Source organism: Streptomyces sp. NPDC048275 (assembly GCF_040652275.1).
In the GTDB taxonomy this organism is placed as follows: Bacteria; Actinomycetota; Actinomycetes; order Streptomycetales; family Streptomycetaceae; genus Streptomyces.
In genome coordinates this window covers 84,180-108,647 of record NZ_JBEZLR010000015.1, presented here as the reverse complement: position 1 = coordinate 108,647, position 24,468 = coordinate 84,180, and the positions used below count along the sequence as shown (strand labels likewise).

Below are 24,468 nucleotides of genomic sequence, written 5' to 3'. Positions count from 1 at the left end.
AGGATCGGCCCGGACTCGTCCGCGCTCGTTACCGCTTCCACCCCTCGGGGCCACGCGACAACCCAGGATCCTTAAGAGTTCCAGAGACGCTCACAGCCCCGCGATCGCGTTCCAGCGCTTCGCGAACTCCGTCCGTTCGCCGGACGTGATGTCGCGGGCGATCGCGAGCCGCCCGCGCATCATGGCGTCGGGGAAGATCAGCGGGTCCTCGGCGAGGGCGGCGGTCTCCTTGTCCTTGGCGGAGGCCAGGACGTCCTGGGCGGCCGGGACCGGGCAGACGTAGTTGACCCAGGCCGCGAGCTCGGCGGCGACTTCGGGCTCGTAGTAGTAGTCGATGAGTTTCTCCGCGTTGGCCTTGTGGCGGGCGAGGTTGGGGATCATCAGCGACTCGGACCACAGTTCGGCGCCCTCCTCGGGGACGACGAAGTGGATGCCGGGGTCGTCGGCCTGGAGCTGGATGACGTCTCCGGAGTACGCCTGGCAGGCCAGCACGTCGCCGCTGGAGAGGTCCTTGATGTAGTCGTTGCCCGTGAAGCGGCGGATCTGGCCGCTGTGGACGCGCTTCTCGACCTGGTCGCAGATCCTGTGGAAGTCGTCGGCCGTCCACTGGGTGATGTCGACGCCGTTGCCCTGCATGAGCAGCGCGAACGCCTCGTCCAGGCCGGAGAGAAGGGTGACCCGGCCCTTGAGGTCGTCGGCCCACAGGTCGGAGACTTGCTTGATCTCGCGGCCCACCCGGCGGCGGTTGTACGCGATGCCGGTGATGCCGGACTGCCAGGGCACGCTGGACTTGCGGCCAGGATCGAAGGCGGGTGAGCGGAGCAGCGGGTCGAGGTACTCGGTGACGTTCGGCTGCTTGGCCCGGTCCATCTCCTGGACCCAGCCGAGGCGGACGAAGCGCGCGCACATCCAGTCGCTGATGACGATCAGATCGCGCCCCGTCTGCTGGTGGTTCATCAGGGACGGGCTGATCTTGCCGAAGAACTCGTCGTTGTCGTTGATCTCCTCGATGTAGTCGACGGAGATCCCGGTGCGCTTCCCGAAGGCGTCCAGAGTGGGCCGCTTCGTGCTGTCCTCGTCGTCGGTGTCGATGTACAGCGGCCAGTTCGCCCAGGTCAGCCGCTTGTCGCGGGCGGAGAGGTCGGCCCCGGCGCGGTCGCCCGGTGACACGTACGCGGCAGGCACCCCGCATCCGGCCAGGGCGCCGAGCGCCGCGCCCCCGCCCAGGGTGCGCAGCAGGGACCGGCGGGACAGGGACGGGGGCTTGCGCATCACTGGCATCCCGGCAGCATGCCGTCCCCGTGCCGGCGCGGACAATGGACGCTGCGTCGAGCGGTGGCGCGCCGACCCGGCACCCTGTCGCCCCCTCCGTGCACCCGGTACGTACACCGCGGCCCCGGACAGGACCAACTCCCGTCCGGGGCCGCGCGGTTCATACGGTGATCAGCCGTCCAGCGACGTCATCACGTGCTTGATCCGCGTGTAGTCGTCGAAGCCGTACGCCGACAGGTCCTTGCCGTAGCCGGACTTCTTGAAGCCGCCGTGGGGCATCTCGGCGACGAGCGGGATGTGCGTGTTGATCCACACGCAGCCGAAGTCGAGGGCCTTCGACAGGCGCATCGCGCGGCCGTGGTCCTTCGTCCAGACGGAGGACGCGAGGGCGTACTCGACGCCGTTCGCCCACTCGACCGCCTGGGTCTCGTCCGAGAAGGACTGGACGGTGATGACCGGTCCGAACACCTCGTGCTGGATGATCTCGTCGTCCTGCTTCAGGCCCGAGACGACGGTCGGCGCGTAGAAGTAGCCCTTCTCGCCGACCCGGTGACCACCGGACTCCACCTTGGCGTGAGCGGGCAGCCGCTCGATGAAGCCGGCCACCTGCTTGAGCTGGTTCGGGTTGTTGAGCGGTCCGTACAGCACGTCCTCGTCGTCCGGCTGCCCGGTCTTCGTCTCCGCGGCGGCCTTGGCCAGCGCGGCCACGAACTCGTCGTGGATGGACTCCTGTACGAGGACACGCGTGGCGGCCGTACAGTCCTGGCCGGCGTTGAAGAAGCCCGCGACCGAGATGTCCTCGACGGCCTTGGCGATGTCGGTGTCCTCGAAGACGACGACCGGGGCCTTGCCGCCCAGCTCGAGGTGGACCCGCTTGAGGTCCTTGGACGCCGACTCGGCGACCGACATGCCCGCGCGCACCGAGCCGGTGATGGAGGCCATCGCCGGTGTCGGGTGCTCGACCATCGCGCGGCCGGTCTCGCGGTCGCCGCAGATGACGTTGAAGACGCCCTTGGGCAGGACCGAGCCGATGATGTCGGCGATCAGGACGGTGGACGCGGGGGTCGTGTCCGACGGCTTGAGGACGACCGTGTTGCCGGCCGCGAGCGCGGGGGCGAACTTCCACACCGCCATCATCATCGGGTAGTTCCACGGCGCGACCTGCGCGCAGACGCCGATCGGCTCGCGGCGGATGATGGAGGTCATGCCCTCCATGTACTCGCCGGCGCTGCGCCCCTCGAGCATGCGGGCGGCGCCCGCGAAGAAGCGGATCTGGTCGACCATCGGCGGGATTTCCTCGGACCGGGTCAGCCCGATCGGCTTGCCGGTGTTCTCCACCTCGGCCGCGATCAGCTCCTCGGCCCGCTCCTCGAAGGCGTCCGCGATCTTCAGAAGGGCCTTCTGGCGCTCGGCGGGGGTCTGGTCGCGCCAGGCGGGGAAGGCCGCGGCGGCGGCCGCCATCGCGGCGTCCACGTCGGCCTGACCGGACAGCGGGGCGGTCGCGTACGCCTCGCCGGTCGCGGGGTTGACGACCTCGGTGGTCCGCCCGTCGGCGGCGTCCCGGAACTCACCGTCGATGTAGTTGCGCAGACGACGCAGCTCGGTGCTCACTGCCGGCCCTCCAAGTCTCGGGTGTCCAATCACTGAGACACCCACCCTAATCCGTGCGCCGACGTTTTCAACACCCCCGATCGGCCCTGAACTACGAAATCCGCACGCTACGACGTCGTAAACAACGAATTTCATTGCTACGCCCTTGCGGAACCGTCGAGACGTCGTGCACAGTGAGCTCGTGGCCAGTCGAAGCGCAGACCCCAGGGACTCCCGCGAGTCGAGGAACGAGTCGAGGATCGATTCCCGGAGCGACTCCAGGAACGAGGCGAGGAACGACTCCAGGAACGGTCGTCCCCCGTTGGACTCCGTCTCCCTCGCCATCATCGAGCAGCTCCAGCAGGACGGACGCCGTCCCTACGCCGCGATAGGCAAGGCAGTCGGCCTGTCCGAGGCGGCCGTGCGCCAGCGCGTCCAGAAGCTGCTCGACCAGGGCGTGATGCAGATCGTCGCGGTCACCGACCCGCTCACCGTGGGCTTCCGCCGGCAGGCAATGGTCGGCGTCAACGTCGAGGGCGACACGGAGTCCGTGGCCGACGCGCTGACCGCCATGTCGGAGGTCGAGTACGTGGTGATGACCGCGGGCTCGTTCGACCTCCTCGCCGAGATCGTCTGCGAGGACGACGATCACCTGCTGGACGTCATCAACAAACGCATCCGGGCCCTGCCCGGGGTGCGCTCCACCGAGAGCTTCGTCTACCTGAAGCTGAAGAAGCAGACCTACATGTGGGGAACCCGATAGCCGTGACCGCCAAGGACCTCAGCAAGACCGCGTACGACCACCTGTGGATGCACTTCACCCGCATGTCCTCGTACGAGAACGCGCCCGTTCCCACCATCGTCCGTGGTGAGGGCACCTACATCTACGACGACAAGGGCAAGCGCTATCTCGACGGTCTCGCGGGTCTGTTCGTGGTCCAGGCGGGCCACGGCCGCACCGAACTCGCGGAGACGGCGTTCAAGCAGGCGCAGGAGCTGGCCTTCTTCCCGGTGTGGTCCTACGCCCACCCCAAGGCCGTCGAACTGGCGGAGCGCCTCGCGAACTACGCCCCCGGCGACCTGAACAAGGTCTTCTTCACCACCGGCGGCGGCGAGGCCGTCGAGACCGCGTGGAAGCTCGCCAAGCAGTACTTCAAGCTGCAGGGCAAGCCGACCAAGTACAAGGTCATCTCACGCGCGGTCGCCTACCACGGCACCCCGCAGGGCGCTCTGTCCATCACCGGTCTGCCGGCCCTGAAGGCCCCCTTCGAGCCGCTGGTCCCGGGCGCCCACAAGGTCCCCAACACCAACATCTACCGCGCCCCGCTCTTCGGCGACGACCCCGAGGCGTTCGGCCGCTGGGCCGCCGACCAGATCGAGCAGCAGATCCTCTTCGAGGGCCCGGAGACGGTCGCGGCCGTCTTCCTGGAGCCGGTGCAGAACGCCGGCGGCTGCTTCCCGCCGCCGCCCGGCTACTTCCAGCGGGTCAGGGAGATCTGCGACCAGTACGACGTGCTGCTCGTGTCGGACGAGGTCATCTGCGCGTTCGGCCGCCTGGGCACGATGTTCGCCTGCGACAAGTTCGGCTACGTACCGGACATGATCACCTGCGCCAAGGGCATGACCTCGGGCTACTCCCCGATCGGCGCGTGCATCGTCTCGGACCGCCTCGCCGAGCCGTTCTACAAGGGCGACAACACCTTCCTGCACGGCTACACCTTCGGTGGTCACCCGGTCTCGGCCGCGGTGGGGCTGGCCAACCTCGACCTGTTCGAGCGTGAGGGCCTCAACCAGCACGTGCTGGACAACGAGTCGGCGTTCCTGACCACCCTGCAGAAGCTGCACGACCTGCCGATCGTCGGCGATGTCCGCGGCAACGGCTTCTTCTACGGCATCGAGCTGGTGAAGGACAAGGCCACCAAGGAGACGTTCACGGACGAGGAGTCGGAGCGCGTGCTCTACGGCTTCGTCTCCAAGAAGCTCTTCGAGTACGGCCTCTACTGCCGCGCCGACGACCGCGGTGACCCGGTCATCCAGCTGTCGCCGCCGCTGATCTCCGACCAGTCGACCTTCGACGAGATCGAGGGGATCGTCCGTCAGGTGCTGACGGAGGCGTGGACGAAGCTCTGATCTTCCCGATCTCCCGATCTGCTGGTCTTCCCGATCTTCACGATCTTCCGTATGGATGATCAACACCGGCCCCGGTGCCGCCCGTTCGAGTGAGAATGGGCGTCCCGGGGCCGCGTGCTGTCCAGCCTCCCGCCCCCGACTCCCTAGCGTGCCAAGTGACCGATCGGCCCTGCCTTCGTTCCCCCGTCCGGGGGACTGAGCGACCTCTCCGAGGCCGCTGGGCAGCGCAATCAGATCTGAACGAGGTGTACGCGATGGTGGCCCCGCCGGACAACGACGTGCTCTGGGCACGCGCCCTGCACGTCAAGCACAACGGCTCGCCCGCGCTCAGCGGTGTCTCGCTAGGCATCCGCGAGGGCGAGATCCTGGCCGTCGGCGGCCCGCGCGGCAGCGGCAAGACGACCCTGCTCCAGTGCCTCTCCGGGCAGCTCCTGCCGCAGCAGGGCGAGGTCTGGTTCAACAGCACGCCGGTACACACCATGGGCGCGCTGACCCGCGAACGGCTGCGCCGCGACCGCTTCGGCTGGATCGACCCCGCCCCGGTGCTGGTACCGGAACTGAACGCCTGGGAGAACGCGGCGCTGCCCCTGATGCTGCGCGGCTCGGGCCGCCGGGCCGCCAAGACCACCGCCCTGGAGTGGCTGGAGCGGCTCGACATCGGCAACTGCGCCCGCAAGCGCCCGCACGCCCTGTTGCAGGCCGAGCGGCAGCGCCTCGCCATCGCCCGCGCCCTCGTCTCCTCCCCCACGGTCCTCTTCGCCGACGAGCCGACCGCCCCGTTGCACCGCGCCGACCGCGCCCAGGTGCTGCGGACGCTCACCACGGCGGCCCGCTCGCACGGCATCACGGTCGTCCTGGCCACGCACGACACGGACACCGCGGCGCTCGCCGACCGCACGGTGTCGCTGCTCGACGGACGGCGCGTCAACAACGTCCACCTGCCCCCGGTCACCGAGTCGGAAGGCCGGGCCGCGTGCTCGCTCTCCGTCTAGCCCGCGGCGCCCACCCCCTCGTCCAGCTGCGCAGACTGCTGGTCGCCGGTGCCGCGGCGGGCACCGGCTTCCTGCTGCTGTGCACGCTGGGGTACGCGATGGCGCATCCGGAGGCCTCGGCCGGCTCGGCGCTCCGGCTCGCCTGGTGCGTCGCGCCCGTCGCCGCCACCGTGCACTTCGCGGTCGCGGTCGCCCGTACGGACCCGGGGACCCGACCGCGCTCCGGGCTCGCGGCGGTCGGTCTCGGCCCCGGCCGCCTGATGGCGATCTCGGCCGTCACCACCGCCCTGTCGACCACGCTGGGCTCGATGCTCGCACTGCTGGTCTTCCTGCATCTGCGCGGCAATCTGACCGGCATCCCCTTCGACGGCGCCGCGACGGAGTTCCTCGCCGCGGACCACCCCCTGCCGCTGCCCGCGGCGCTGACGCTGCTCGCCCTGGTACCGCTGGCCGCCTCCGCGGCGAGCGCGGTGGTGCTGCGGCCGCGGGGCATGGCGCCGGGACGCGCCGGACGGCACAGCTCGCCCAGGACCTCCTCCCGTAGGAGCGCGGATTCGGGACCGTACGCCGATCAGCCGGGGCGTCCGCTGGACCCGCAGCAGCCCGCCGCTCCCCTGCCCACCCCCGGCGGACTGCCCTGGGGCACGGCCGCCGTCGCGGCGGGGCTCGCCGTGGAGGCGTACGCGAGCCGCTCGGGACCGGCAGTCGGCGCGGACCTGTCCGGCAGCTTCGCGGGCGCCCCCGCCGGGGTGCTCGGCGGCTGGGCGCTGACCGCGTTCGGGCTGGCCCTGGCCGGACCCGCGATCACCCACCTGTGCGGGCGGCTGCTCCAGGCCGTACGGCCCGGTGCGCTGCGGCTGCTCGCCGGGCGCGTCCTCCAGGAGGAGGCCCGGCGCATCGGGCGTCCGCTGGGCGTGGTGTGCGCGGTGGCGTCGGGCGCGTATGCCATGGCGACCCTGTACGCGGGGGCCCGGCCCTCGTTCGGACCGCTCAGCACGCTCGGGGCACTGCTCGTGGCCGGGTGCGCCGTCGCGACGCTGCTGACGGCGGCCGTCGAGGCCAAGCACGCACGCGCCGACACCACGGCGGCGCTGCTGCGGCTCGGGGCGCCGGCCTCGATGCTGCGCGGCGCGGCACTGCTCCGCGCGGGCACGCTCCTCACCGTGTTCGGCCCGCTGACCTGGGCGGTCGCGGAACTGGCGGCGCTCGCGGCGGCCCACTGAGAGGTCGTACGAAATCATGTTCCCGATGAGCGATGAGTTTCGCGCGGACGGGCGGTCCAACTCTCCGTACGGCACGCCACTTCACCTTCTCCGGGAGAGACCCCTCATGTACCAGCAGATGATCTTCGTGAACCTCGCCGTGAACGACGTCGACGCCTCGAAGAAGTTCTTCACGGAGCTCGGCTACACCATCAACCCGCAATTCACGACGGACGACTGCGCGTGTGTCGTCATCAGCGACACGATCATCGCGATGCTGCTGAGCAAGCAGCGCTACGCGGACTTCACGAAGAAGGAGCTCGCGGACCCGACCAGGACCAGCGAGGTGCTGCTGTGTCTGAGCGCCGAGAGCCGCGAGAAGGTCGACGAACTCTGCGACAAAGCCCTCGCGGCGGGCGGCTCGGAGACACGCGAGGCCCAGGACCACGGCTTCATGTACGGCCGTGCCTTCGACGACCTGGACGGCCACACCTGGGAGGTCATGTGGATGGACCCGGCAGCGGTCCAGGGCTGAGCCGACTCACGGGCCGCACCCCCCGGCTACGAAAAACGCGCCCAGGGCTTCTTGGACTCAGGCACCAGTGAGCTTGTTCTGAGGCGCGTTCTCGCGGCGCGGGAGCAGCAGGGGGGTGGCCAGGAGGAGGACTCCGGCGACCGCGATCGCGGTCCGGGGGCCGGTGACGGCGGCCAGCAGTCCCCACACAGCGGTCATGGCCGCGATGGCGGCGCTGCTGCTGACCGACCACGCGGACAGGGTGCGGGCGACCCGGTCGGGGTCGGTGTGCTGGAGCCGGCTGGTGGCCAGCACGGGGTTGAACACGCCGCAGCAGGTCACCAGGCCGAGTTGGACGGCGATGACGAGCACGATCCCGAAGACGCCGGGTTGGACGAACGCCAATCCGACCGGCCAGCACGCACGTAGTACCCCGGCGGTGAACATCACCTGGTGCTGCCCGAACCGCGCCACGAGCCGGCGCGCGATCCGTGAGCCGACGAGGCCACCGATGCATGGGGCCGCGAAGACCAGACCGTACTGCCAGGGTGTGAACCCGAGCCGGCCCAGCAGAAGTACGGCGAGCAGCGGCTCGGAGGCCATGATCAGGCCGTTGACGACGATCGTGTTGAAGAACAGCGGACGCAGCGTGGGGTGGGTAAGGATGTGGCGCCATCCTTCGAGCAGATCGCCTGCTCGCAGCCGCGCCGCGCCGGTCCGTGCGGGGCGCGGTTCCGTCCCGCCGATGGCGCGGATGCCCAGGGCTGAGAGCAGGTAGCTGACCGCATCGGCCATCACGGTCGTCACCGGGCCGAACATCGCGATCGCGGCTCCCCCGAGCGGTGGTCCGACCATCGTCGCGGTCCATGTCGTGGACTCGAACCGGCCGTTCGCGACGAGCAGGTCCTGCGGCGGCACGAGCGCTTTCAGATACGCACCGCCGGCCGCGCTGAAGGCGATGTTGGCCGCGGCGACGACGACGGAGACGACGAGGAGTTGGCCGAAGCTGAGCCGGCCGAGCGCGAACGCGACGGGGACACTCATCAACGCCGCGAACCGGGTCAGGTCCATTCCCACCATGACCGGCCGCTTACGGCGGAACTCCACCCACGGACCGAGCGGCACCGCGACCACGGCTCCCACCGCCCGTCCCGCGGCAGCCAGCGCCGCCACCTGGGTCGGCCCGGAGTGCAGCACGAGGATCGCGATCACGGGAAACGCACCGAACCCGAGCGATGTGCCGTAGGAGCTGACGGCATACGCCGTCCACAGCCACCCGAAACGCCTGCCCAGCGCCCGTCTACCTGTCATACCCCACGCATCTCTCGCCGACCTGAACAACCACATGCTGACCATCGACATCAAAGCGAGTAGCAGACGGCGAGATCAAACAACCGATCAGCCAGGAACGCACAACCATTCGTTGTGTCGATACCATGGCCGGTATGGATCTCGATGCCGTGCGGACCTTTGTGACCGCCGCGGACGCGGGGCGGTTCCAAGACGCTGCAGCCGAGTTGTCGATCACCCAGCAGGCGCTCTCCGCTCCGGGGTGGGCGACGGGAAATTGACGGCGGGGCCTAGCATGGCCGCGTGCAGCCAACCCCCCTTCATGCCGGCCACGACCGTGAGATCGAGTCCCTCGCCGAATTCGACGAGGTCGTCTCGGAGCGCGGCTCGCTCGCCCAATTCCGTGTCCAGGCAGTCGATCTGACGGACCGTACCCAGACACTGCTCTCCGTGGACACCGCGGGCTCGGTCTTCCTCGGCTGCCCGATGACCCCCGAGGCGGCAGCGCGGGTGAGAGCCTCGGGCGCGTTGGTCTTCCCACCCGCCCCCGGGCTGCCCTTCGACCCGTACCGGGGTCTGCTCTACACCCCGGACGAGCTCTTCGACTCGTTGGACGCCGGGTACGAGGCGACGCTGGACGCGCGCGCCTACGCCTGGTTCCAGCGGGCCAAGTCCGACGGCGACGTCTTCGCGTCGATGCTGCGCGCGATCCACGACGACTCGGTGTCCGACGCGCTCGACGAGCTTCTCGTCGGCGCACGGGTGGTGGGCGTGATGGGCGGCCACGCGATGGCGCGCGGCACGAAGGCGTACGAGGGCGCGGCCCGCCTGGGTCGCGAGCTGGCGCGCGCCGGTTTCATAGTCGCCACCGGCGGCGGCCCGGGCGCGATGGAGGCCGCGAACCTCGGCGCGTACGCGGCCCCGTTCGACGACGCGATGCTCACCGAGTCGCTCCAAATCCTCGCTGGGGCACCGTCGTTCATGCCCTCGATCACCGACTGGGCGCGTGCCGCCTTCACCGTGCGCGAGCGCTGGCCCGCGGGCGGCGCCTCCGTCGGCATCCCCACCTGGTTCTACGGCCACGAGCCGCCGAACGCCTTCGCCTCGGACATCGCCAAGTACTTCGCCAACGCGACCCGTGAGGACGGGCTGTTGGCCCGCTCGAACGCGGGCGTCGTCTTCCTGCCGGGCGCCGCCGGGACCGTACAGGAGATCTTCGACAACGCGACCCCGAACTACTACGAGTCGCGCGGCGAGCCCACCCCCATGGTTCTCGTGAACCGCGCGCACTGGACCGAGAAGCACCCCACCTGGCCGCTCCTCCAATCGCTGGCCCGCGAGCGTTCGATGGAGTCCCGGATCGCGCTGGTGGACCGGATCGAGGAGGCCCCGGAGGCACTCAAACGCCTCGGGGGTTAATGGCAAGGCAAAGCCAATGGCACGGCAGGGCATATGCATTGACAGCACTTAGCTGGCGCTTATAAACCTGTGAGGCCCGAGGGGGCGCTGGTACCACAGCAGAACCCCACTCAAACCCCCCGCAGTTGCGCATCTTGAAGGGCAATCGTGTCCATATCTCGCCGTACCGCACGTTCTGTGCGAATCCTCGGTGTCGCCTCCGCCACCGCCGCGCTCGCGCTCGGCGTCGCCGGCAACGCACTTGCTTGCAACATTCGTGACTTCTCGGCCGTCGCCTCGTGCGACGACAACGGGAAGGGCATCATCACCGTGACCGACACGGACGCCACGGGCGTCGAGGCCACGGTCTCGGTCTACCTGGAGTCGAACGGCGCGGACGTGAAGCTCGTCGGCTCCGAGAAGGTCAAGGGCACCCGCGAGGGCGCCACCGTCACCTTCTCCGAGGACTGGGCCCCCAAGGGCGTGTACCGCGTCCGCATCAAGGCCGGGAACATCGTCGACGAGGACATCTCGCCGCAGCTGACCGCCCCGTCCGAGGCGTGCAAGACCAACGAGACGCCGTCGCCTTCGGAGACCCCGGTGACCCCGGAGCCGTCGGAGACTCCCTCCTCCCCGGACTCCTCGGAGACGCCTTCCGCGTCCCCGTCGGAGTCGGAGAGCGACAGCACCGCGCCCGCCACGACGGGGGACAACTCCCCGTCCCCGGCGGCCGGTGAGTCGAACCTCGCCGAGACCGGTGCGAACTCCAACACTCCGGTGATCGCCGGTATCGCCGGTGCCCTCGTGGTGGTCGGCGGCGCAGCCGTGTTCTTCGGCATGCGCCGCCGTGGCGGCTCGAAGGCCAGCTGACCGGCACCCCGTAGGACGAACGTGTGGCTCGTCCCCTCCTCGGAGGGGACGGGCCACATGCCTGTGCGCGCCCGCTACCCGAAGGTGGCCCGCTCCAGCCAGAAGTCCAGCAGTTCCCGCTCCCCCAGCACCTCCAACCCCCCACCGTCCAGCGGCAGTCGGCGATAGAAGCCGAGCAGTACGTCGGTGAGCGGGCCGCGCAGCGCGACGGTCGCCTTCTCATGGCCCCGCCGCCAGACGACACCCTTGTCGGTGAGCTCGACGACCCACTCGGCGTTCAGTTCGGGGTCGGCGTCGGTGGCGTGGAGGTGGATGCTGCGCCCCGGACCGCGCGGCTGCGTCGCCGCGTCGTGCGGCTGTGTCCGTTGCGCGAACTCGATGATCTCCAGCCACTCGTCGATCGCGTCCACGGCCACATCGGGTGCCACGTCGTACGGCAACCCGGCGGCCAGTGTCGCGTCGGCGCGGTGGATCGCCAGCTCGTGCGTCATCCGGCGGGCCCAGAAGCCGGAGGTGAAGACACCGGCCCACGACCACATCTTCGCAGCGGGCCCCGCTTCGCGCAGCGTGCCCACCAGCGTCTCGCCGGACTGCGCCAGCCAGGCGTCCAGGGCGGCCGGGTCGCCCTCGGCCTCCGGTCCCCCGACGCGCGGAACCTTCTCCTCGGGGATGGGCTCCTGCGTCCTCGTCCGGACCATGAGTTCCGCCCAGCGCAGCGCTCCGCCGGTGTGCCGTACGAGCTGCTCCAGCGACCAGTCCGGGCAGGTCGGCACCGTCGCGGAAAGGTCGGTGCCGGAGGCCACCACGTCCCTGAACTGCCGCACCTGTGACTCGATCGCGTCGCAATAGCGGTCATGTGCGAGAAGTGTCATGCCCCGCACTTTATGGGGCGCCCCCTGCGGCCACGACTCGATTCATCCGGCCGACGGCTTCCCGAGTACGACGATCTCGGCCACGTCGAACGCCACCCCGACCTCGTCCCCGGGCTCCGGCGCCTCCCGCAGCGCACACGCCGCCTCGAGCCGCGGCCCGCCCTCGGGCTGCAGTTGTACGGCGACATGGGTGCCCCGGAAGGTGCGTGCGGCCACGGTGCAGCGCAAGCCGTCCGCGGGGGCGACCAGCCGTACGCCCGCGGGCCGCACCAGCAGCGCGCCGGAACCCTGCGCGGCGCCTTCCGGTACCGGAAGCTTCCCCCACGGGGTGTCCGCGACCCGATCGCTCACCGTCGCCCCGACCACGTTGTCGAAGCCGAGGAAACGCGCCACGAACTCGTCCGCCGGGTGCTGCCAGACCTCAAGTGGCGTACCGGCCTGGGCGATCCGTCCGTCGCGCATCACCACGACCCGGTCGGCGAGCGCGAACGCCTCACCCTGGTCGTGCGTGACCGCGAGCACGGTCGTGCCCAACTCGCCGAAGAGTTCTCTGAGTTCGACGACCAGCCGTTCGCGCAGCGAGCGGTCGAGCTGGCCGAGCGGCTCGTCGAGCATCAGCAACCGGGGGCGCGGCGCGAGCGCCCGGGCCAGCGCGACCCGCTGCTGCTCGCCGCCGGAGAGCGAGGCGACGGCCCGGGAAGCGGCTCCGGGCAACCCGACCAGATCCAGCACCTCCCGTACTCGTACGGCCTGTCGGTCCTTCGGCGTGCCGTGCATGCGCAGCCCGAAGGCGACATTGCCGCCCACGTCCCGCTGCGGGAAGAGCTGGTGGTCCTGGAACATCAGCCCGACGCCGCGCCGGTGCGCGGGCACGCCGCCCTGGTCGCGTCCGCCGAGGAGCACCCGTCCGTCATCGAGCGCCTGGAGCCCGGCCACCGCCCGCAGCAGCGTGGACTTGCCACTGCCGCTCGGCCCGAGCACGCACACGATCTCGTGCTCGGCGGCCTCGAGGTCGACGGCGTCGAGCACGGGCCGCCGGCCGAAGCGTACGGTCGCCGCCTCGATCCTCAGCAGGGCGTTCCCCGACTTCGCCCTCACCTCCGCCTGCGCCTCTTTGACGAGCCTTGTCATCAAAACTCCCCCGTCCGGTCGGTGCGCATACGTTCCAAGAGCAGCAACGCCACCGCGCACACCACCATCAAGATCGTCGAAAGGGCCATCGCCTGGCCGTAGTTGAGGTCGCCCGCGCGCCCGAGCAGCCGGGCCACCGCGACCGGCAGCGTCGGATTGTCGGGCCGCGCGATGAACACCGTCGCCCCGAACTCGCCCAGCGACACCGCGAAGGCGAACCCCGCCGCGATCAGCAGCGCCCGCCGCACCATCGGCAGATCGACCTCCCGCCATACCCGCCACGGCGACGCCCCGAGCACGGCCGCCGCCTCCCGCAGCCGTCCGTCCACCGCCCGCAGCACGGGCAGCATGGTGCGGACGACGAAGGGCACGCCCACCAGCGCCTGCGCGAGCGGCACCAGGATCCAGGACGACCTCAGATCCAGTGGCGGTTCGTCGAGCGCGATCAGGAAGCCGAATCCGACGGTCACGGCGGACACGCCGAGCGGCAGCATCAGCAGCGCGTCGAAACCTCGTACGAGACGACCGGCCCGTCGGGTGAGCGCGGTGGCCGCCAGACCGCCGATCACCACGGCGATGGCGGTGGCGGCGAGCGCGTAGGCGAGCGAGTTGCCGATCGCCTCGATCGGCGCGACCAGGAAAATGCCGCTGTCAGCGGAGGTCAGCGCCCTGTAATAGGCGAATCCATAGCCGCCAGGGGTGTCGAAGGACCGCTGGACCAGCACGCCGAGCGGCAGGACGAGCAGGACGGCGATGCTCGCCAGCACCCCCGCGAGCAGCGCCCACTGCCCGGCCCCGCGCGGCCGGCGCGCGGTCACCTCGGGAGACACCAGACGCAGGGCGGTCTCCCGGCGGCGTACGGTCCCGGCATGCACGGCGAGGATCGCGCCCACGGCCACGAACTGGATGATCGTCAGCACGGCCGCCGTCGCCAGGTCGAAGATCTCCGAGGTCTGCCGGTAGATCTCGACTTCCAGGGTCGAGAAGGTCGGCCCGCCGAGGATCTGCACCACACCGAACGAGGTGAAGGTGAAGAGGAAGACCATGAGCGCGGCGGCGGCCACGGCCGGACTCAGGGCCGGGAGCGTCACTTTGCGCCAGGCCGCGAACCGGGAGGCGCCGAGCATCCGCGCGGCCTCCTCCTGGCGCGGGTCCAACTGCGCCCAGAGCCCGCCGACGGTCCGTACGACGACCGCGTAGTTGAAGAACACATGCGCGAGCAGGATCGCCCACACAGTGGTGTCCAGACGTACGCCCCACAGCTGGTCCAGGAGCCCGCCCCGGCCGACCAGGGCCAGGAACGCCGTACCGACGACGACGGTCGGCAGCACGAACGGCACGGTGACGACGGCCCGCAGGACGTGCTTGCCCCTGAAATCGAAGCGCGCGAAGACATATGCGCCGGGGAGCGCGATCAGCAGCGTGAGCGCCGTCGAGGCGAGCGCCTGCCACGTGGTGAACCACAGGACGTGCCGGATGTCGGACTGCGCCAGCACCTCGCCGATCCGCCCGAACTGCCAGACCCCGTCGACCTTGAGGCCCCGGGCCACGATGGCCGCGACGGGGTAGGCGAAGAAGACGGCGAAGAACGCGACGGGCAGGGCCATGAGCCCGAGCCGCGCCGCGCTGCCGCGCTTGTCGGGCAACGCCTTGGCTGCTTCCGCCACTTCAGCCACTTGGGGCACTTCAGCCACTTCGAGTACTTCAGTTACTTCAGTACGAGTGAGGTCCACGACTTGACCCACTGGTCACGGTTGTCGGCGATCTCGGCGGGAGCCAGGGTCTCGGGGTCCTTGGCCTGAGGACCGAACTGCGTGAACTCGGCCGGCACCTCGGCGCCCTCGACCACCGGGTACACGAACATGTTCAGCGGCATGTCCTCCTGGAACTTCTTGGAGACCAGGAAGTCGATGAGCGCCTTGCCGCCCTTCGTGTTCTTGGCGTTGCTCAGCAGCCCCGCGTACTCGACCTGCCTGAAGCAGGTGCCGCTCGCGACCCCGGTCGGCGCGGTCGTCGGCTTCGGGTCGGCGTAGATGACCTCGGCGGGCGGCGAGGAGGCGTAGGAGACCACCAGCGGCCGGTCGGCCTTGGCCTTCTTTCCGCCGGCCGACCCGGAGAACTCGTCGTTGTACGCCTGCTCCCAGCCGTCGACCACCTTCACGCCGTTGGCCTTCAGCTTCTTCCAGTAGTCGGGCCAGCCTTCGTCGCCGTACTCGGCAGCGGTCCCGAGCAGGAAGCCGAGGCCGGGCGAGGAGGTGGACGCGTTCTCCGTGACGAGCAGGTTCTTGTACGCGGGCTTGATCAGGTCGTCGAAGGAGGTCGGCGGGGCCAGCTTGTGGTCGGCGAAGTACTTCTTGTCGTAGTTGACGCAGATGTCACCGGAGTCGATCGGCGTGACCCGGTGCTTGTCCTGGTCGACCCGGTACTCCGGGAGGATCCGGTCCGAGCCGCTCGCCTCGTACGGCTGGAAGAGCCCGTTGTCGAGCGCACGGGACAGCAGGGTGTTGTCGACGCCGAAGAAGACGTCGCCCTGCGGGTTGTCCTTGGTGAGGACGGCCTTGTTCACGGCCTGCCCGGCGTCCCCGTCCTTGAGGATCCTGACCTTGTAGCCGGACTCCTTCTCGAACGCGTTCAGCACGCTCTTGGAGTAGGCGAAGGAGTCGTGACTGACGAGGGTCACGGTCTTGGAGTCCCCGGCGTCGCTGCTGTCGGCGGACCCGCACGCGGACAGCGTGACCAGGCCCAGGCCGATACCCACGGCCGTGATCGTCCTCTTGATGCTCACTGAATTCCTCCTGGGATGACCAGGAAGAGACGCGGCCCTGCCCGGGAACCGTGGGAGGTTCCCGGGCAGGGCGCAACAGCTTGAGTGATGCCCGAACTTCCTACCCAGAATGACCTGGGCAAGGTTCTGAGGGTCTGCGGCCCACCGGTGTTCCGGCTACCGCACTCTCAGCGCTGTGGCGCTCCCCTGTCGGAATATGAAGATGTACGTACCGAGCACAGGTTACCGCTCGGTGGCCGCGAGCTGACCGCACGCCCCGTCGATCTCCTGGCCCCGGGTGTCCCGGACCGTGACCGGCACCCCATGGGCCGCGATCGCCTCGACGAACGCCTTCTCGTCCTCGGGCCGCGAGGCGGTCCACTTCGAACCCGGGGTCGGGTTCAGCGGGATGAGATTGACATGCACGGGCTTGCCCTTGAGGAGCCGCCCGAGCCGGTCACCGCGCCACGCCTGGTCGTTGATGTCCCGGATGAGGGCGTACTCGATGGAGAGCCGGCGCCCCGACTTGGCCGCGTACTCCCATCCGGCGTCCAGCACCTCGCGCACCTTCCACCGCGTGTTGACGGGTACGAGGGTGTCGCGCAGCTCGTCGTCCGGTGCGTGCAGCGAGATGGCCAGCCGACACTTGAAGCCCTCGTCAGCGAACCGGTGGATGGCGGGGACGAGTCCGACCGTCGACACGGTGATACCGCGCTGCGAGAGCCCGAGCCCGTCCGGCTCGGGGTCGGTGAGAGCGCGGATCGAGCCGACCACCCGCTTGTAGTTGGCGAGCGGCTCACCCATACCCATGAAGACGATGTTGCTCAGCCGCGCCGGGCCACCCGGGATCTCGCCGTCCCGCAGCGCCCGCATGCCGTCCACGATCTGGTGCACGATCTCACCGGTGGACAGGTTCCGGTCGAGACCGGCCTGGCCGGTGGCGCAGAACGGGCAGTTCATCCCGCAGCCCGCCTGGGAGCTGATGCACATGGTCACCCGGTCCGGGTAGCGCATCAGCACGGACTCCACGAGCGTGCCGTCGAACAGCCGCCACAGAGTCTTGCGGGTGGTGTCCTGGTCGGTCGACAGATGCCGCACGACCGTCATCAGCTCGGGAAGCAGTGCCTCCTGGAGCTTGCCGCGCGCGGCGGCCGGGATGTCCGTCCACTCCGACGGGTCGTGCGCGTACCGCGCGAAGTAGTGCTGTGAAAGCTGCTTGGCGCGAAACGGCTTCTCACCGATCGCGGCGACGGCCTCTTTACGCTCGGCAGGCGTGAGATCGGCAAGGTGCCGCGGCGGCTTCTTGGCTCCGCGCGGCGCGACAAAAGTAAGTTCTCCGGGCTTAGGCATGGCCCTACCAGTGTCGCAGACACACGGAGTCGGGCTCGCCGCCCTGTGGACAACGAGAGCTCACCATCAAAGCCGCAGGTCAGAGGCGCCCTGGAGGACCATCCGGACGCTGGTGACGTATCGCGTGCAACGCCGGCGCGTCCTCGACGCCGCCCAGCGGACCGAGGCGTTCGCGATCACGCCGCGGGCGAGGCGTCCACCGACGCCCGGCGCGATCAGGACGGTTGATTCATGGGGCAATTTGAGGGTATTTGCCTTGTATGAGTATCGCATCGATGCAGATCGCAGAGCCGAGCGGCCTCATCAGCCTTGCGCTGTTCGGGGTCGCCATAGCCGTCCTGGCACTGCTGGCAGGCGGCTTCTGGCTGGGCTGCCGCATACGGGCCGGCGAGCGCCTGCCACGCCCCGAGGAGCAGCCGCACCTTCCCGCGGACGGCCCGGTCCTGGAAACCCGGGAGATCCGGGAGCCCGCCGAGGTCCCCAAGGTGACCAAGGACCAACACGCTCTCACCCCGTACGAGCTGGCCCACACGCCGAACCGCACGAGTCCGTTGAAGAAGCCGCCACGCTGGGTCGAGGGCAGAACCGGCTCCTTCGGCGGCGGCGGTCTGGGCCCTCACTGACCCCCGGCCCATCGACGGCGGGATCCGATCCGCGCCCGCTCGCCGCCTCGCAGACATACGGCGAGGGCTCGCCGTCCTGTGGACAACGAGCCCTCGCCACCATCACAACCGCAGGTCAGCCGCGCCTTGGAGAAGCTGCCGGACCGTCGTACGGATCAGCCGGAGCCGACGAAGATCACCAGCAGCAGCCACACCACCGGTGCCGTCGGCAACAGGGAATCCAGCCGGTCCATGATGCCGCCGTGCCCCGGCAGCAGCGTACCCATGTCCTTGATGCCCAGGTCCCGCTTGATCATGGACTCGCCGAGGTCGCCGAGCGTGGCGCTGGCCGCGACCGCGAGGCCGAGCAGCAGGCCCTGCCACCAGGTGCCGTCCTCTATCAGGAACTGCATGCACAGCGCACCCGCGGCCATCGCGAAGGTGACCGCTCCGATCAGACCCTCGCGGGTCTTGCCGGGGCTGATGCGCGGTGCCAGCTTGCGCTTGCCGAAGCGCCAGCCGATCGCGTACGCACCGGTGTCGCTGACGACCGTCAGCAGCAGAAACGTCAGAACGCGGCGCGGGCCGTCGTCCGCGGCGAGCATGAGCGCGACGAACGTGGCCAGGAACGGCACGTAGAAGGCCGCGAAGACCCCCGCCGTGACGTCCTTGAGGTAACCCTCGGGCGGTTCGGTCATCCGCCAGACCAGGACCGCGAGCGCGGTGAGCGCCATGGCCACCCACGCGCCCTCGGCACCCCGGACGTAACCGGCGACGACCATCGCCGCTCCGCCGACCGCCAGCGGCACGAGCGGCGCCTTGATGCCCTTGCGCTCCTCGAGCCTTGACGTGAGCTCCCACAGGCCCACCACCACGGCGACCGCCACCACACCGACGAACACGGCCTTGACGACGAACAACGACGCGACGATCACCGCACCGAGCCCGACGCCCACCCCTATCGCGGCACCCAGATCGCGGCCCGCGCTCTTCTTCTGCGGTGCGGGGGCGGGCTGTGGGGCGGCGCTGGGCATGGGCTCCTGCGGACTCTGCGGGTTGTGCGAGGGGGCCCCATAGGGCGCCGCCTGCGGTGTGTCGTCGCGGACCGTGGGACCGCTCAGCCGAGCGGCCCCACGGTTGTCATCCTGGTCTCCGCCATGTGTGGGTACGTCATCGGGCACGATGGGCATGGGCCGAGTGTGCTGCGCGTGATGCGCATCGTACGTGGGACCCGCCGGGGCTGCCCCCTGGACAGGCCCCTGCGCGGACGGCCCCCAGTACCCGGCTTGTGGCGGCGCCCCCCAGGAAGAGTCGTTCATCAGACCTCGAGCAGCTCCGCTTCCTTGTGCTTCAGGAGCTCGTCCACCTGAGCGACGTACTTCGCGGTGGTGTCGTCGAGCTCCTTCTCCGCACGGCGGCCCTCGTCCTCGCCGACCTCGCCGTCCTTGATCAGCTTGTCGATGGTCTCCTTCGCCTTGCGGCGCACGGAGCGGATCGAGATCTTGGCGTCCTCACCCTTGGTCTTGGCGACCTTGATGAACTCCTTGCGGCGCTCCTGGGTGAGCTCGGGGAACACCACTCGGATGATGCTGCCGTCGTTGCTCGGGTTGACACCCAGGTCGGAGTCGCGGATCGCCTGCTCGATGTTGCGCAGCGCGCTCTTGTCGAACGGGGTCACCACGGCCATGCGCGGCTCGGGTACCGCGAACGAGGCCAGCTGGTTGATCGGCGTCAGCGCGCCGTAGTAGTCGGCCACGATCTTGTTGAACATCGCCGGGTGCGCACGACCGGTGCGGATCGCGGCGAAGTCCTCCTTGGCGACCACGACGGCCTTCTCCATCTTCTCCTCGGCCTCGAGGAGGGTCTCTTCGATCACCACTTGCTCCTGCGTGTCTTGAGTAGGCCCGGCAGCTGCTCCTTGTCGGGGTGGCGGCCGGCTGCGTCGCGTCTTATTCCTGCACGGTTCCCGACCGGCAGGACATTGTCCATCCCCCGGTCAGGGTCCGTACTCGGCCGGGGTGCGTCCCCGGTCGGGGTTGCTCCCCGTCAGGGGTGGTCCCCGGTCAGGCCCGGCCGCTTTGGTCACCCACGAGTGTGCCGATCTTCTCACCCTTGACGGCGCGCGCGATATTGCCCTCCGCCAGGAGCTCGAAGACCAGGATCGGCAGCGCGTTGTCGCGGCACAGCGTGATGGCCGTCATGTCGGCGACCTTGAGGTCACGGGTGATGACCTCGCCGTAGCTGAGCGAGTCGAACTTGACGGCCTCGGGGTTGGTCTTGGGGTCGGAGTCGTAGACCCCGTCCACACCGTTCTTGCCCATCAGCAGGGCCTCGGCGTCGATCTCCAGGGCGCGCTGGGCGGCGGTGGTGTCGGTGGAGAAGTACGGCATGCCCATACCGGCGCCGAAGATGACCACACGGCCCTTCTCCAGGTGGCGCACGGCGCGCAGCGGGATGTACGGCTCGGCGACCTGCCCCATGGTGATGGCGGTCTGTACGCGGCTGTCGATGCCCTCCTTCTCCAGGAAGTCCTGGAGCGCGAGGCAGTTCATGACCGTGCCGAGCATGCCCATGTAGTCGGAGCGGGCCCGGTCCATGCCGCGCTGCTGGAGTTCGGCGCCGCGGAAGAAGTTGCCGCCGCCGATGACGACGGCGATCTGGGCTCCGCCGCGCACGACTGCCGCGATCTCGCGGGCGATCTTGTGCACCACGTCGGGGTCCACGCCCAGTCCGCCGCCACCGGCGAACGCCTCGCCGGAAAGCTTCAGCAGAAAGCGTCCCGCGCCTTTGCCCTCGTCGGTCTTCTCGCCCTGGTCGGCCTGGGTGGTGGTCATGGAGATCTCCTCATGGTGCACATACGAAGAAGGCCATTGCCGGTGGGGTGTTGGCTCCCATGCGCGGCAATGGCCTCCTCGTCAGATCTGCTGTCGTCCGGAACACACGCGCGCGTGCCGGCGTACGCGGACGACTGCTGTCGACCCTAGCGGGGTCGCGCGTCGATCGCGGTACGGACTCAGATGCCGACCTTGATGCGCGTGAAGCGCTTCAGGGTGACACCGGCCTCGTCCAGGACCTTCTGAACGGACTTCTTCTGGTCCAGCGCGTAGGGCTGGCCCAACAGGGTGGCCTCCTTGAAGAAGCCGTTGACGCGACCCTCGACGATCTTCGGGAGCGCGGCCTCGGGCTTGCCCTCGGCGCGCGTGGTCTCCTCGGCGACGCGGCGCTCGGACTCGACGACCTCGGCCGGAACGTCCTCCTTGGAGAGGTACTTCGGCGCGAAGGCGGCGATGTGCTGCGCGATGCCCTTGGCGAGGTCGGCGTCGGCCTTGTCCAGCTCGACCAGAACACCGATCTGCGGGGGCAGGTCGGGCATGGTGCGGTGCATGTACGAGGAGACGTAGACGCCGGCGAACTGCGCGAAGCGGTCCAGGACGATCTTCTCGCCCAGGTTGGCGTTGGCCTCGTCGACGAACGCCTGAACCGTCTTGCCGGGCTCGATCTCGGAGCCGAGGAGCGCGTCGAGGTCGGCCGGGGAGGTCTTGACGACGTGCTCGGCGATCTGGTTGGCGACGGCCTGGAACTTCTCGCCCTTGGCGACGAAGTCCGTCTCGCACTTCAGCTCGACCAGGACACCGGAGGTGTTGTCGTCAGCAATGATGGAAACCACAGCGCCGTTCTCGGCGGAGCGGCCCTCGCGCTTGGCGACGCCCTTCTGGCCCTTGATGCGCAGCGCCTCGACGGCCTTGTCGACGTGGCCGTCGGCCTCGTCCAGCGCCTTCTTGCAGTCCATCATGCCGGCGCCGGTGAGCTCACGGAGCTTCTTGACGTCGGCGGCGGTGTAGTTCGCCATGATTCCTGGAATCTCTCTCGAAGTCTGAAGATCTACGGACGGAACGGCGGGGGCTTGGTGTGCCCCCGCCGTCCGTAACCCGAAGGGGTGAGGGGTCAGGCCTGCTCGGCGTCCGCGGCCTGGGCCTCGGCGACGGGGGCCTCGGCGGCCGGAGCCTCGACAGCGGCCTCAGCCGGCGTCTCGGCCTCGGCAGCGGGGGCCTCGGCGGCCGGAGCCTCAGCAGGGGCCTCGGCCTCGTCGGCCTTCTTCTCGCCCTCGAGCAGGTCGCGCTCCCACGCGGCGAGCGGCTCGCCCGCAGCCTTGTCACCCTCGGCCTTGCCGGCACCGGAGCGGGCGATGAGGCCCTCGGCGACGGCGTCAGCGATCACGCGGGTGAGCAGGGTGACGGAACGGATCGCGTCGTCGTTGCCCGGGATCTTGTAGTCGACCTCGTCGGGGTCGCAGTTGGTGTCGAGGATGGCGACGACCGGAATGTTGAGCTTCCGGGCCTCACCGACCGCGATGTGCTCCTTCTTGGTGTCCACGATCCAGACGGCGCTGGGCACCTTCTGCATCTCGCGGATACCACCGAGGGTCTTCTCCAGCTTGGCCTTCTCGCGCGAGAGCACGAGAAGCTCCTTCTTGGTCAGACCGGAAGCGGCGACGTCCTCGAAGTCGATCTGCTCGAGCTCCTTGAGGCGCTGCAGACGCTTGTAGACGGTGGAGAAGTTGGTGAGCATGCCGCCCAGCCAGCGCTGGTTGACGTAGGGCATGCCGACGCGGGTGGCCTGCTCGGCGATGGCCTCCTGCGCCTGCTTCTTCGTGCCGACGAACATGACCGTGCCGCCGTGGGCGACGGTCTCCTTGACGAACTCGTAGGCGCGGTCGATGTACGACAGCGACTGGAGCAGGTCGATGATGTAGATGCCGTTGCGCTCGGTGAAGATGAAGCGCTTCATCTTCGGGTTCCAGCGACGGGTCTGGTGACCGAAGTGGACGCCGCTTTCCAGCAGCTCCCGCATCGTGACGACGGCCATGGCCGTTCTCCTTGGTGTTCTCGGTTGTGCCGCGTGTGCCGGACGGCACTCGCGCCTGACGCCCGCGATGCGCCTTGCCACGAGGGACCGAGGGGCGCTGACACCGGCTTTTGATGACCGAATGTCGGGGCGTGCGAAGTCGACCCGGTGACCCGGATCGCCATCAGAAGTGTACGGGACCCGCGAGGTCCAGGGTGACGCCGCTGTCCACAACCGGCCGGTGATCCACAGATCCCGGCCGTGATCCGCCCGATGCGGGACGGTTCTCGCATGCGAGCGAAACGATGTGTGCGTACGTGGCTGGGGTTGCTGTTGGGAATGACCGTGACCGTCCTGGGCACGTTGACCCCGTCCGCCCTGGCCCGGACAAACGGCCCGGCGCCCCCGGCCCCCACCGGTCCGCCCGGGCCAGGGCGAGCTGGCCCCGACACGACGGTGCCGACAGTCGCCCGCCTCTGGCCGGTGGGTCTGCGCCCCACGGTCCTACGATCCTGGGACCCCCCGGCGACGCCCTACGGCCGCGGCCACCGCGGCGTGGACCTCGCGGCAGCCCCCGGCTCCCCGGTCCGGGCCGTCTCCGCCGGCCGCGTCTCTTTCGCGGGCCGTGTCGCCGGACGGGGAGTGATCTCGGTGGAACTGACCGGCACCGGCACCCCACCCCTGCGCACGACCTTTACCCCCGTACGGGCGACGGTGAGCAAGGGCTACGAGGTGGCGGCGGGCGAGGTGCTGGGCACGCTCGAAGCACCGGGCACGCGCGAACCGGGGGGCTCCCACTGCCCGGTCTCCTGCCTGCACTGGGGCCTGCTCAGAGCGAACACCTACCTGAACCCGCTGTCCTTGCTGCCCCCGGGGCTGCTGCACAGACGCCCGTCCCGCCTGCTGCCGGTGATCGGGGTGCCGTCACAGCCGTCCTGAGTGCGGGGATGCGTGCCACCGGGGTGCAGGGCCCCGCCGAACCCAGCGAGTGCCCAGCACCGACGGGGTTCAGCCCCGAACCCCCCGCAGGGCCATGGCGACGGCCGCCTCCGTGATCACGCCGGGATCCTCCGCCGCCCCCAGCTCGATACGCCGCACGGCGGCATCGACCACGCCCTGGAGAAGCATCGCGGCCAGTCGTGGCTCAGCGTGCCCCATCTCCCGCAGCGCATCGACGATCATCGTGACGAGCCCACCATGAGCGGCACGGATCTTCTCCCGGGCCCCGGCGTCGAGCTCACTCGCGGAGATGGCCACCACGGCGCGGTGCCGCCGGTCCCCGACCAGCGCCAGCTGCTGCCGGACATAGGCCTCGACCTTGGCCTCCGGGGCTCCCACCTGCTCCATCGCCGCCGAGACCTCGGCCGCCCACAGTGGAAAGTCGACCTCGCACAGCTCTTCGACCACAGCCGCCCGAGACCGGAAGTACTCATACACGGAGGACCGCGCGAGCCCCGTGCGCTCCGCGAGGGCCGGGAAGGTCAGCGCCTCCGTCCCGCCCTCGGACAACAGGGACCGCGCCGCGTCCAGCAGGGCGGCTCGCTGCATCGACCGGTGCTCGGCCACGGAGGCCGCTCGAATCCTTGGCACGCCCTCCACTTTACGGACGGACCGCTCCGAACGGCAGCCACTGCGACCACCCGAAA

The 24,468-nt window shown here is 69.5% G+C and carries 23 protein-coding genes, 1 pseudogene and 1 riboswitch; of the genes and pseudogenes, 10 read left to right on the top strand and 14 right to left on the bottom strand.

Annotated elements, in window-relative coordinates:
- Window positions 1-90 precede the first annotated feature (90 nt).
- Together AB0D57_RS12515 and AB0D57_RS12510 are read right to left on the bottom strand one after the other, a co-directional pair.
- The gene (locus AB0D57_RS12515; RefSeq protein WP_362070796.1) at window positions 91-1,281 is read right to left on the bottom strand and encodes a spermidine/putrescine ABC transporter substrate-binding protein; all 1,191 of its coding nucleotides are present in this window, start codon (window positions 1,279-1,281) and stop codon (window positions 91-93) included.
- Between the two features lie 162 nt (window positions 1,282-1,443).
- Window positions 1,444-2,883 (bottom strand): gamma-aminobutyraldehyde dehydrogenase, encoded by a 1,440-nt coding sequence (locus tag AB0D57_RS12510; protein WP_362070794.1) that lies wholly within the window; start codon window positions 2,881-2,883, stop codon window positions 1,444-1,446.
- Window positions 2,884-3,049: 166 nt separating this feature from the next.
- Here AB0D57_RS12510 and AB0D57_RS12505 point away from each other — a divergent pair, with 166 nt between their 5' ends.
- The 5 genes from AB0D57_RS12505 to AB0D57_RS12485 all read left to right on the top strand — a co-directional run bounded on the left by AB0D57_RS12505 (window position 3,050) and on the right by AB0D57_RS12485 (window position 7,721).
- Window positions 3,050-3,625, top strand: coding sequence for an Lrp/AsnC family transcriptional regulator (locus AB0D57_RS12505; RefSeq protein WP_362070792.1), 576 nt, complete (start codon window positions 3,050-3,052; stop codon window positions 3,623-3,625).
- Window positions 3,610-4,992 carry an aspartate aminotransferase family protein gene (locus AB0D57_RS12500; protein WP_362070790.1) on the top strand — a complete coding sequence of 461 codons (1,383 nt, stop codon included), beginning with the start codon at window positions 3,610-3,612 and terminating at the stop codon, window positions 4,990-4,992. The genes AB0D57_RS12505 and AB0D57_RS12500 overlap by 16 nt, the downstream gene beginning before the upstream one ends.
- Window positions 4,993-5,246: 254 nt before the next feature.
- Window positions 5,247-5,984 carry an ATP-binding cassette domain-containing protein gene (locus AB0D57_RS12495; RefSeq protein WP_362070788.1) on the top strand — a complete coding sequence of 246 codons (738 nt, stop codon included), beginning with the start codon at window positions 5,247-5,249 and terminating at the stop codon, window positions 5,982-5,984.
- Window positions 5,966-7,207, top strand: coding sequence for a hypothetical protein (locus tag AB0D57_RS12490; RefSeq protein WP_362070786.1), 1,242 nt, complete (start codon window positions 5,966-5,968; stop codon window positions 7,205-7,207). The genes AB0D57_RS12495 and AB0D57_RS12490 overlap by 19 nt, the downstream gene beginning before the upstream one ends.
- 106 nt (window positions 7,208-7,313) lie before the next feature.
- Window positions 7,314-7,721, top strand: coding sequence for a VOC family protein (locus tag AB0D57_RS12485; RefSeq protein ID WP_362070784.1), 408 nt, complete (start codon window positions 7,314-7,316; stop codon window positions 7,719-7,721).
- 57 nt (window positions 7,722-7,778) lie between these two features.
- Here AB0D57_RS12485 and AB0D57_RS12480 read toward each other — a convergent pair whose 3' ends face one another.
- Window positions 7,779-9,011 (bottom strand): MFS transporter, encoded by a 1,233-nt coding sequence (locus AB0D57_RS12480; protein ID WP_362070782.1) that lies wholly within the window; start codon window positions 9,009-9,011, stop codon window positions 7,779-7,781.
- Between the two features lie 107 nt (window positions 9,012-9,118).
- On the opposite strand from AB0D57_RS12480, the pseudogene AB0D57_RS12475 reads away from it, so the two are divergent.
- The 3 genes and pseudogenes from AB0D57_RS12475 to AB0D57_RS12465 form a co-directional block, all read left to right on the top strand.
- Window positions 9,119-9,244 (top strand): annotated as a pseudogene (locus tag AB0D57_RS12475) (LysR family transcriptional regulator); the annotation flags it as partial.
- Window positions 9,245-9,293: 49 nt separating this feature from the next.
- Complete coding sequence (locus AB0D57_RS12470; protein WP_362070780.1) at window positions 9,294-10,409, top strand: Rossmann fold nucleotide-binding protein; 1,116 nt, start codon at window positions 9,294-9,296, stop codon at window positions 10,407-10,409.
- Between the two features lie 177 nt (window positions 10,410-10,586).
- Window positions 10,587-11,258 carry an LAETG motif-containing sortase-dependent surface protein gene (locus AB0D57_RS12465; protein ID WP_362070778.1) on the top strand — a complete coding sequence of 224 codons (672 nt, stop codon included), beginning with the start codon at window positions 10,587-10,589 and terminating at the stop codon, window positions 11,256-11,258.
- Window positions 11,259-11,332: 74 nt separating this feature from the next.
- Here the strand turns inward: AB0D57_RS12465 and AB0D57_RS12460 are convergent, their stop codons facing one another.
- The 5 genes from AB0D57_RS12460 to rlmN all read right to left on the bottom strand — a co-directional run bounded on the left by AB0D57_RS12460 (window position 11,333) and on the right by rlmN (window position 17,375).
- On the bottom strand, window positions 11,333-12,130 hold the full coding sequence (locus tag AB0D57_RS12460; protein WP_362070776.1) for a maleylpyruvate isomerase family mycothiol-dependent enzyme: 798 nt from the start codon (window positions 12,128-12,130) through the stop codon (window positions 11,333-11,335).
- Window positions 12,131-12,172: 42 nt separating this feature from the next.
- Window positions 12,173-13,261 (bottom strand): ABC transporter ATP-binding protein, encoded by a 1,089-nt coding sequence (locus AB0D57_RS12455; RefSeq protein WP_362070774.1) that lies wholly within the window; start codon window positions 13,259-13,261, stop codon window positions 12,173-12,175.
- Window positions 13,261-14,868 carry an iron ABC transporter permease gene (locus tag AB0D57_RS12450; protein ID WP_362070831.1) on the bottom strand — a complete coding sequence of 536 codons (1,608 nt, stop codon included), beginning with the start codon at window positions 14,866-14,868 and terminating at the stop codon, window positions 13,261-13,263. The genes AB0D57_RS12455 and AB0D57_RS12450 overlap by 1 nt, the downstream gene beginning before the upstream one ends.
- Before the next feature lie 101 nt (window positions 14,869-14,969).
- Entirely contained in the window at window positions 14,970-16,046 is a 1,077-nt protein-coding gene (locus AB0D57_RS12445) for a thiamine ABC transporter substrate-binding protein (protein WP_362070772.1), read from the bottom strand.
- A 79-nt stretch (window positions 16,047-16,125) separates the two neighbouring features.
- Window positions 16,126-16,244, bottom strand: a riboswitch (TPP riboswitch).
- 24 nt (window positions 16,245-16,268) lie between these two features.
- A complete protein-coding gene (gene rlmN, locus AB0D57_RS12440) occupies window positions 16,269-17,375 on the bottom strand; it encodes a 23S rRNA (adenine(2503)-C(2))-methyltransferase RlmN (protein ID WP_362070770.1) in 1,107 nt (368 codons plus the stop codon).
- A gap of 275 nt (window positions 17,376-17,650) precedes the next feature.
- Here rlmN and AB0D57_RS12435 point away from each other — a divergent pair, with 275 nt between their 5' ends.
- On the top strand, window positions 17,651-17,998 hold the full coding sequence (locus AB0D57_RS12435) for a DUF6479 family protein (RefSeq protein ID WP_362070768.1): 348 nt from the start codon (window positions 17,651-17,653) through the stop codon (window positions 17,996-17,998).
- Window positions 17,999-18,153: 155 nt separating this feature from the next.
- Here the strand turns inward: AB0D57_RS12435 and AB0D57_RS12430 are convergent, their stop codons facing one another.
- The 5 genes from AB0D57_RS12430 to rpsB all read right to left on the bottom strand — a co-directional run bounded on the left by AB0D57_RS12430 (window position 18,154) and on the right by rpsB (window position 22,843).
- Window positions 18,154-19,296 (bottom strand): phosphatidate cytidylyltransferase, encoded by a 1,143-nt coding sequence (locus tag AB0D57_RS12430; RefSeq protein ID WP_362070766.1) that lies wholly within the window; start codon window positions 19,294-19,296, stop codon window positions 18,154-18,156.
- On the bottom strand, window positions 19,296-19,853 hold the full coding sequence (frr, locus tag AB0D57_RS12425) for a ribosome recycling factor (protein WP_153288324.1): 558 nt from the start codon (window positions 19,851-19,853) through the stop codon (window positions 19,296-19,298). The genes AB0D57_RS12430 and frr overlap by 1 nt, the downstream gene beginning before the upstream one ends.
- A gap of 187 nt (window positions 19,854-20,040) precedes the next feature.
- The gene (gene pyrH / locus AB0D57_RS12420; protein ID WP_362070763.1) at window positions 20,041-20,811 is read right to left on the bottom strand and encodes a UMP kinase; all 771 of its coding nucleotides are present in this window, start codon (window positions 20,809-20,811) and stop codon (window positions 20,041-20,043) included.
- Window positions 20,812-20,990: 179 nt separating this feature from the next.
- Window positions 20,991-21,827, bottom strand: a complete 837-nt coding sequence (gene tsf, locus AB0D57_RS12415) for a translation elongation factor Ts (protein ID WP_362070761.1) — start codon at window positions 21,825-21,827, stop codon at window positions 20,991-20,993.
- 95 nt (window positions 21,828-21,922) lie between these two features.
- On the bottom strand, window positions 21,923-22,843 hold the full coding sequence (rpsB, locus tag AB0D57_RS12410) for a 30S ribosomal protein S2 (RefSeq protein ID WP_362070759.1): 921 nt from the start codon (window positions 22,841-22,843) through the stop codon (window positions 21,923-21,925).
- A gap of 270 nt (window positions 22,844-23,113) precedes the next feature.
- Between rpsB and AB0D57_RS12405 the strand changes: the two genes are divergently transcribed.
- Window positions 23,114-23,761, top strand: coding sequence for a M23 family metallopeptidase (locus AB0D57_RS12405; protein WP_362070757.1), 648 nt, complete (start codon window positions 23,114-23,116; stop codon window positions 23,759-23,761).
- 69 nt (window positions 23,762-23,830) lie between these two features.
- Here the strand turns inward: AB0D57_RS12405 and AB0D57_RS12400 are convergent, their stop codons facing one another.
- The gene (locus tag AB0D57_RS12400) at window positions 23,831-24,388 is read right to left on the bottom strand and encodes a helix-turn-helix domain-containing protein (RefSeq protein ID WP_362070829.1); all 558 of its coding nucleotides are present in this window, start codon (window positions 24,386-24,388) and stop codon (window positions 23,831-23,833) included.
- Window positions 24,389-24,468: the final 80 nt, after the last annotated feature.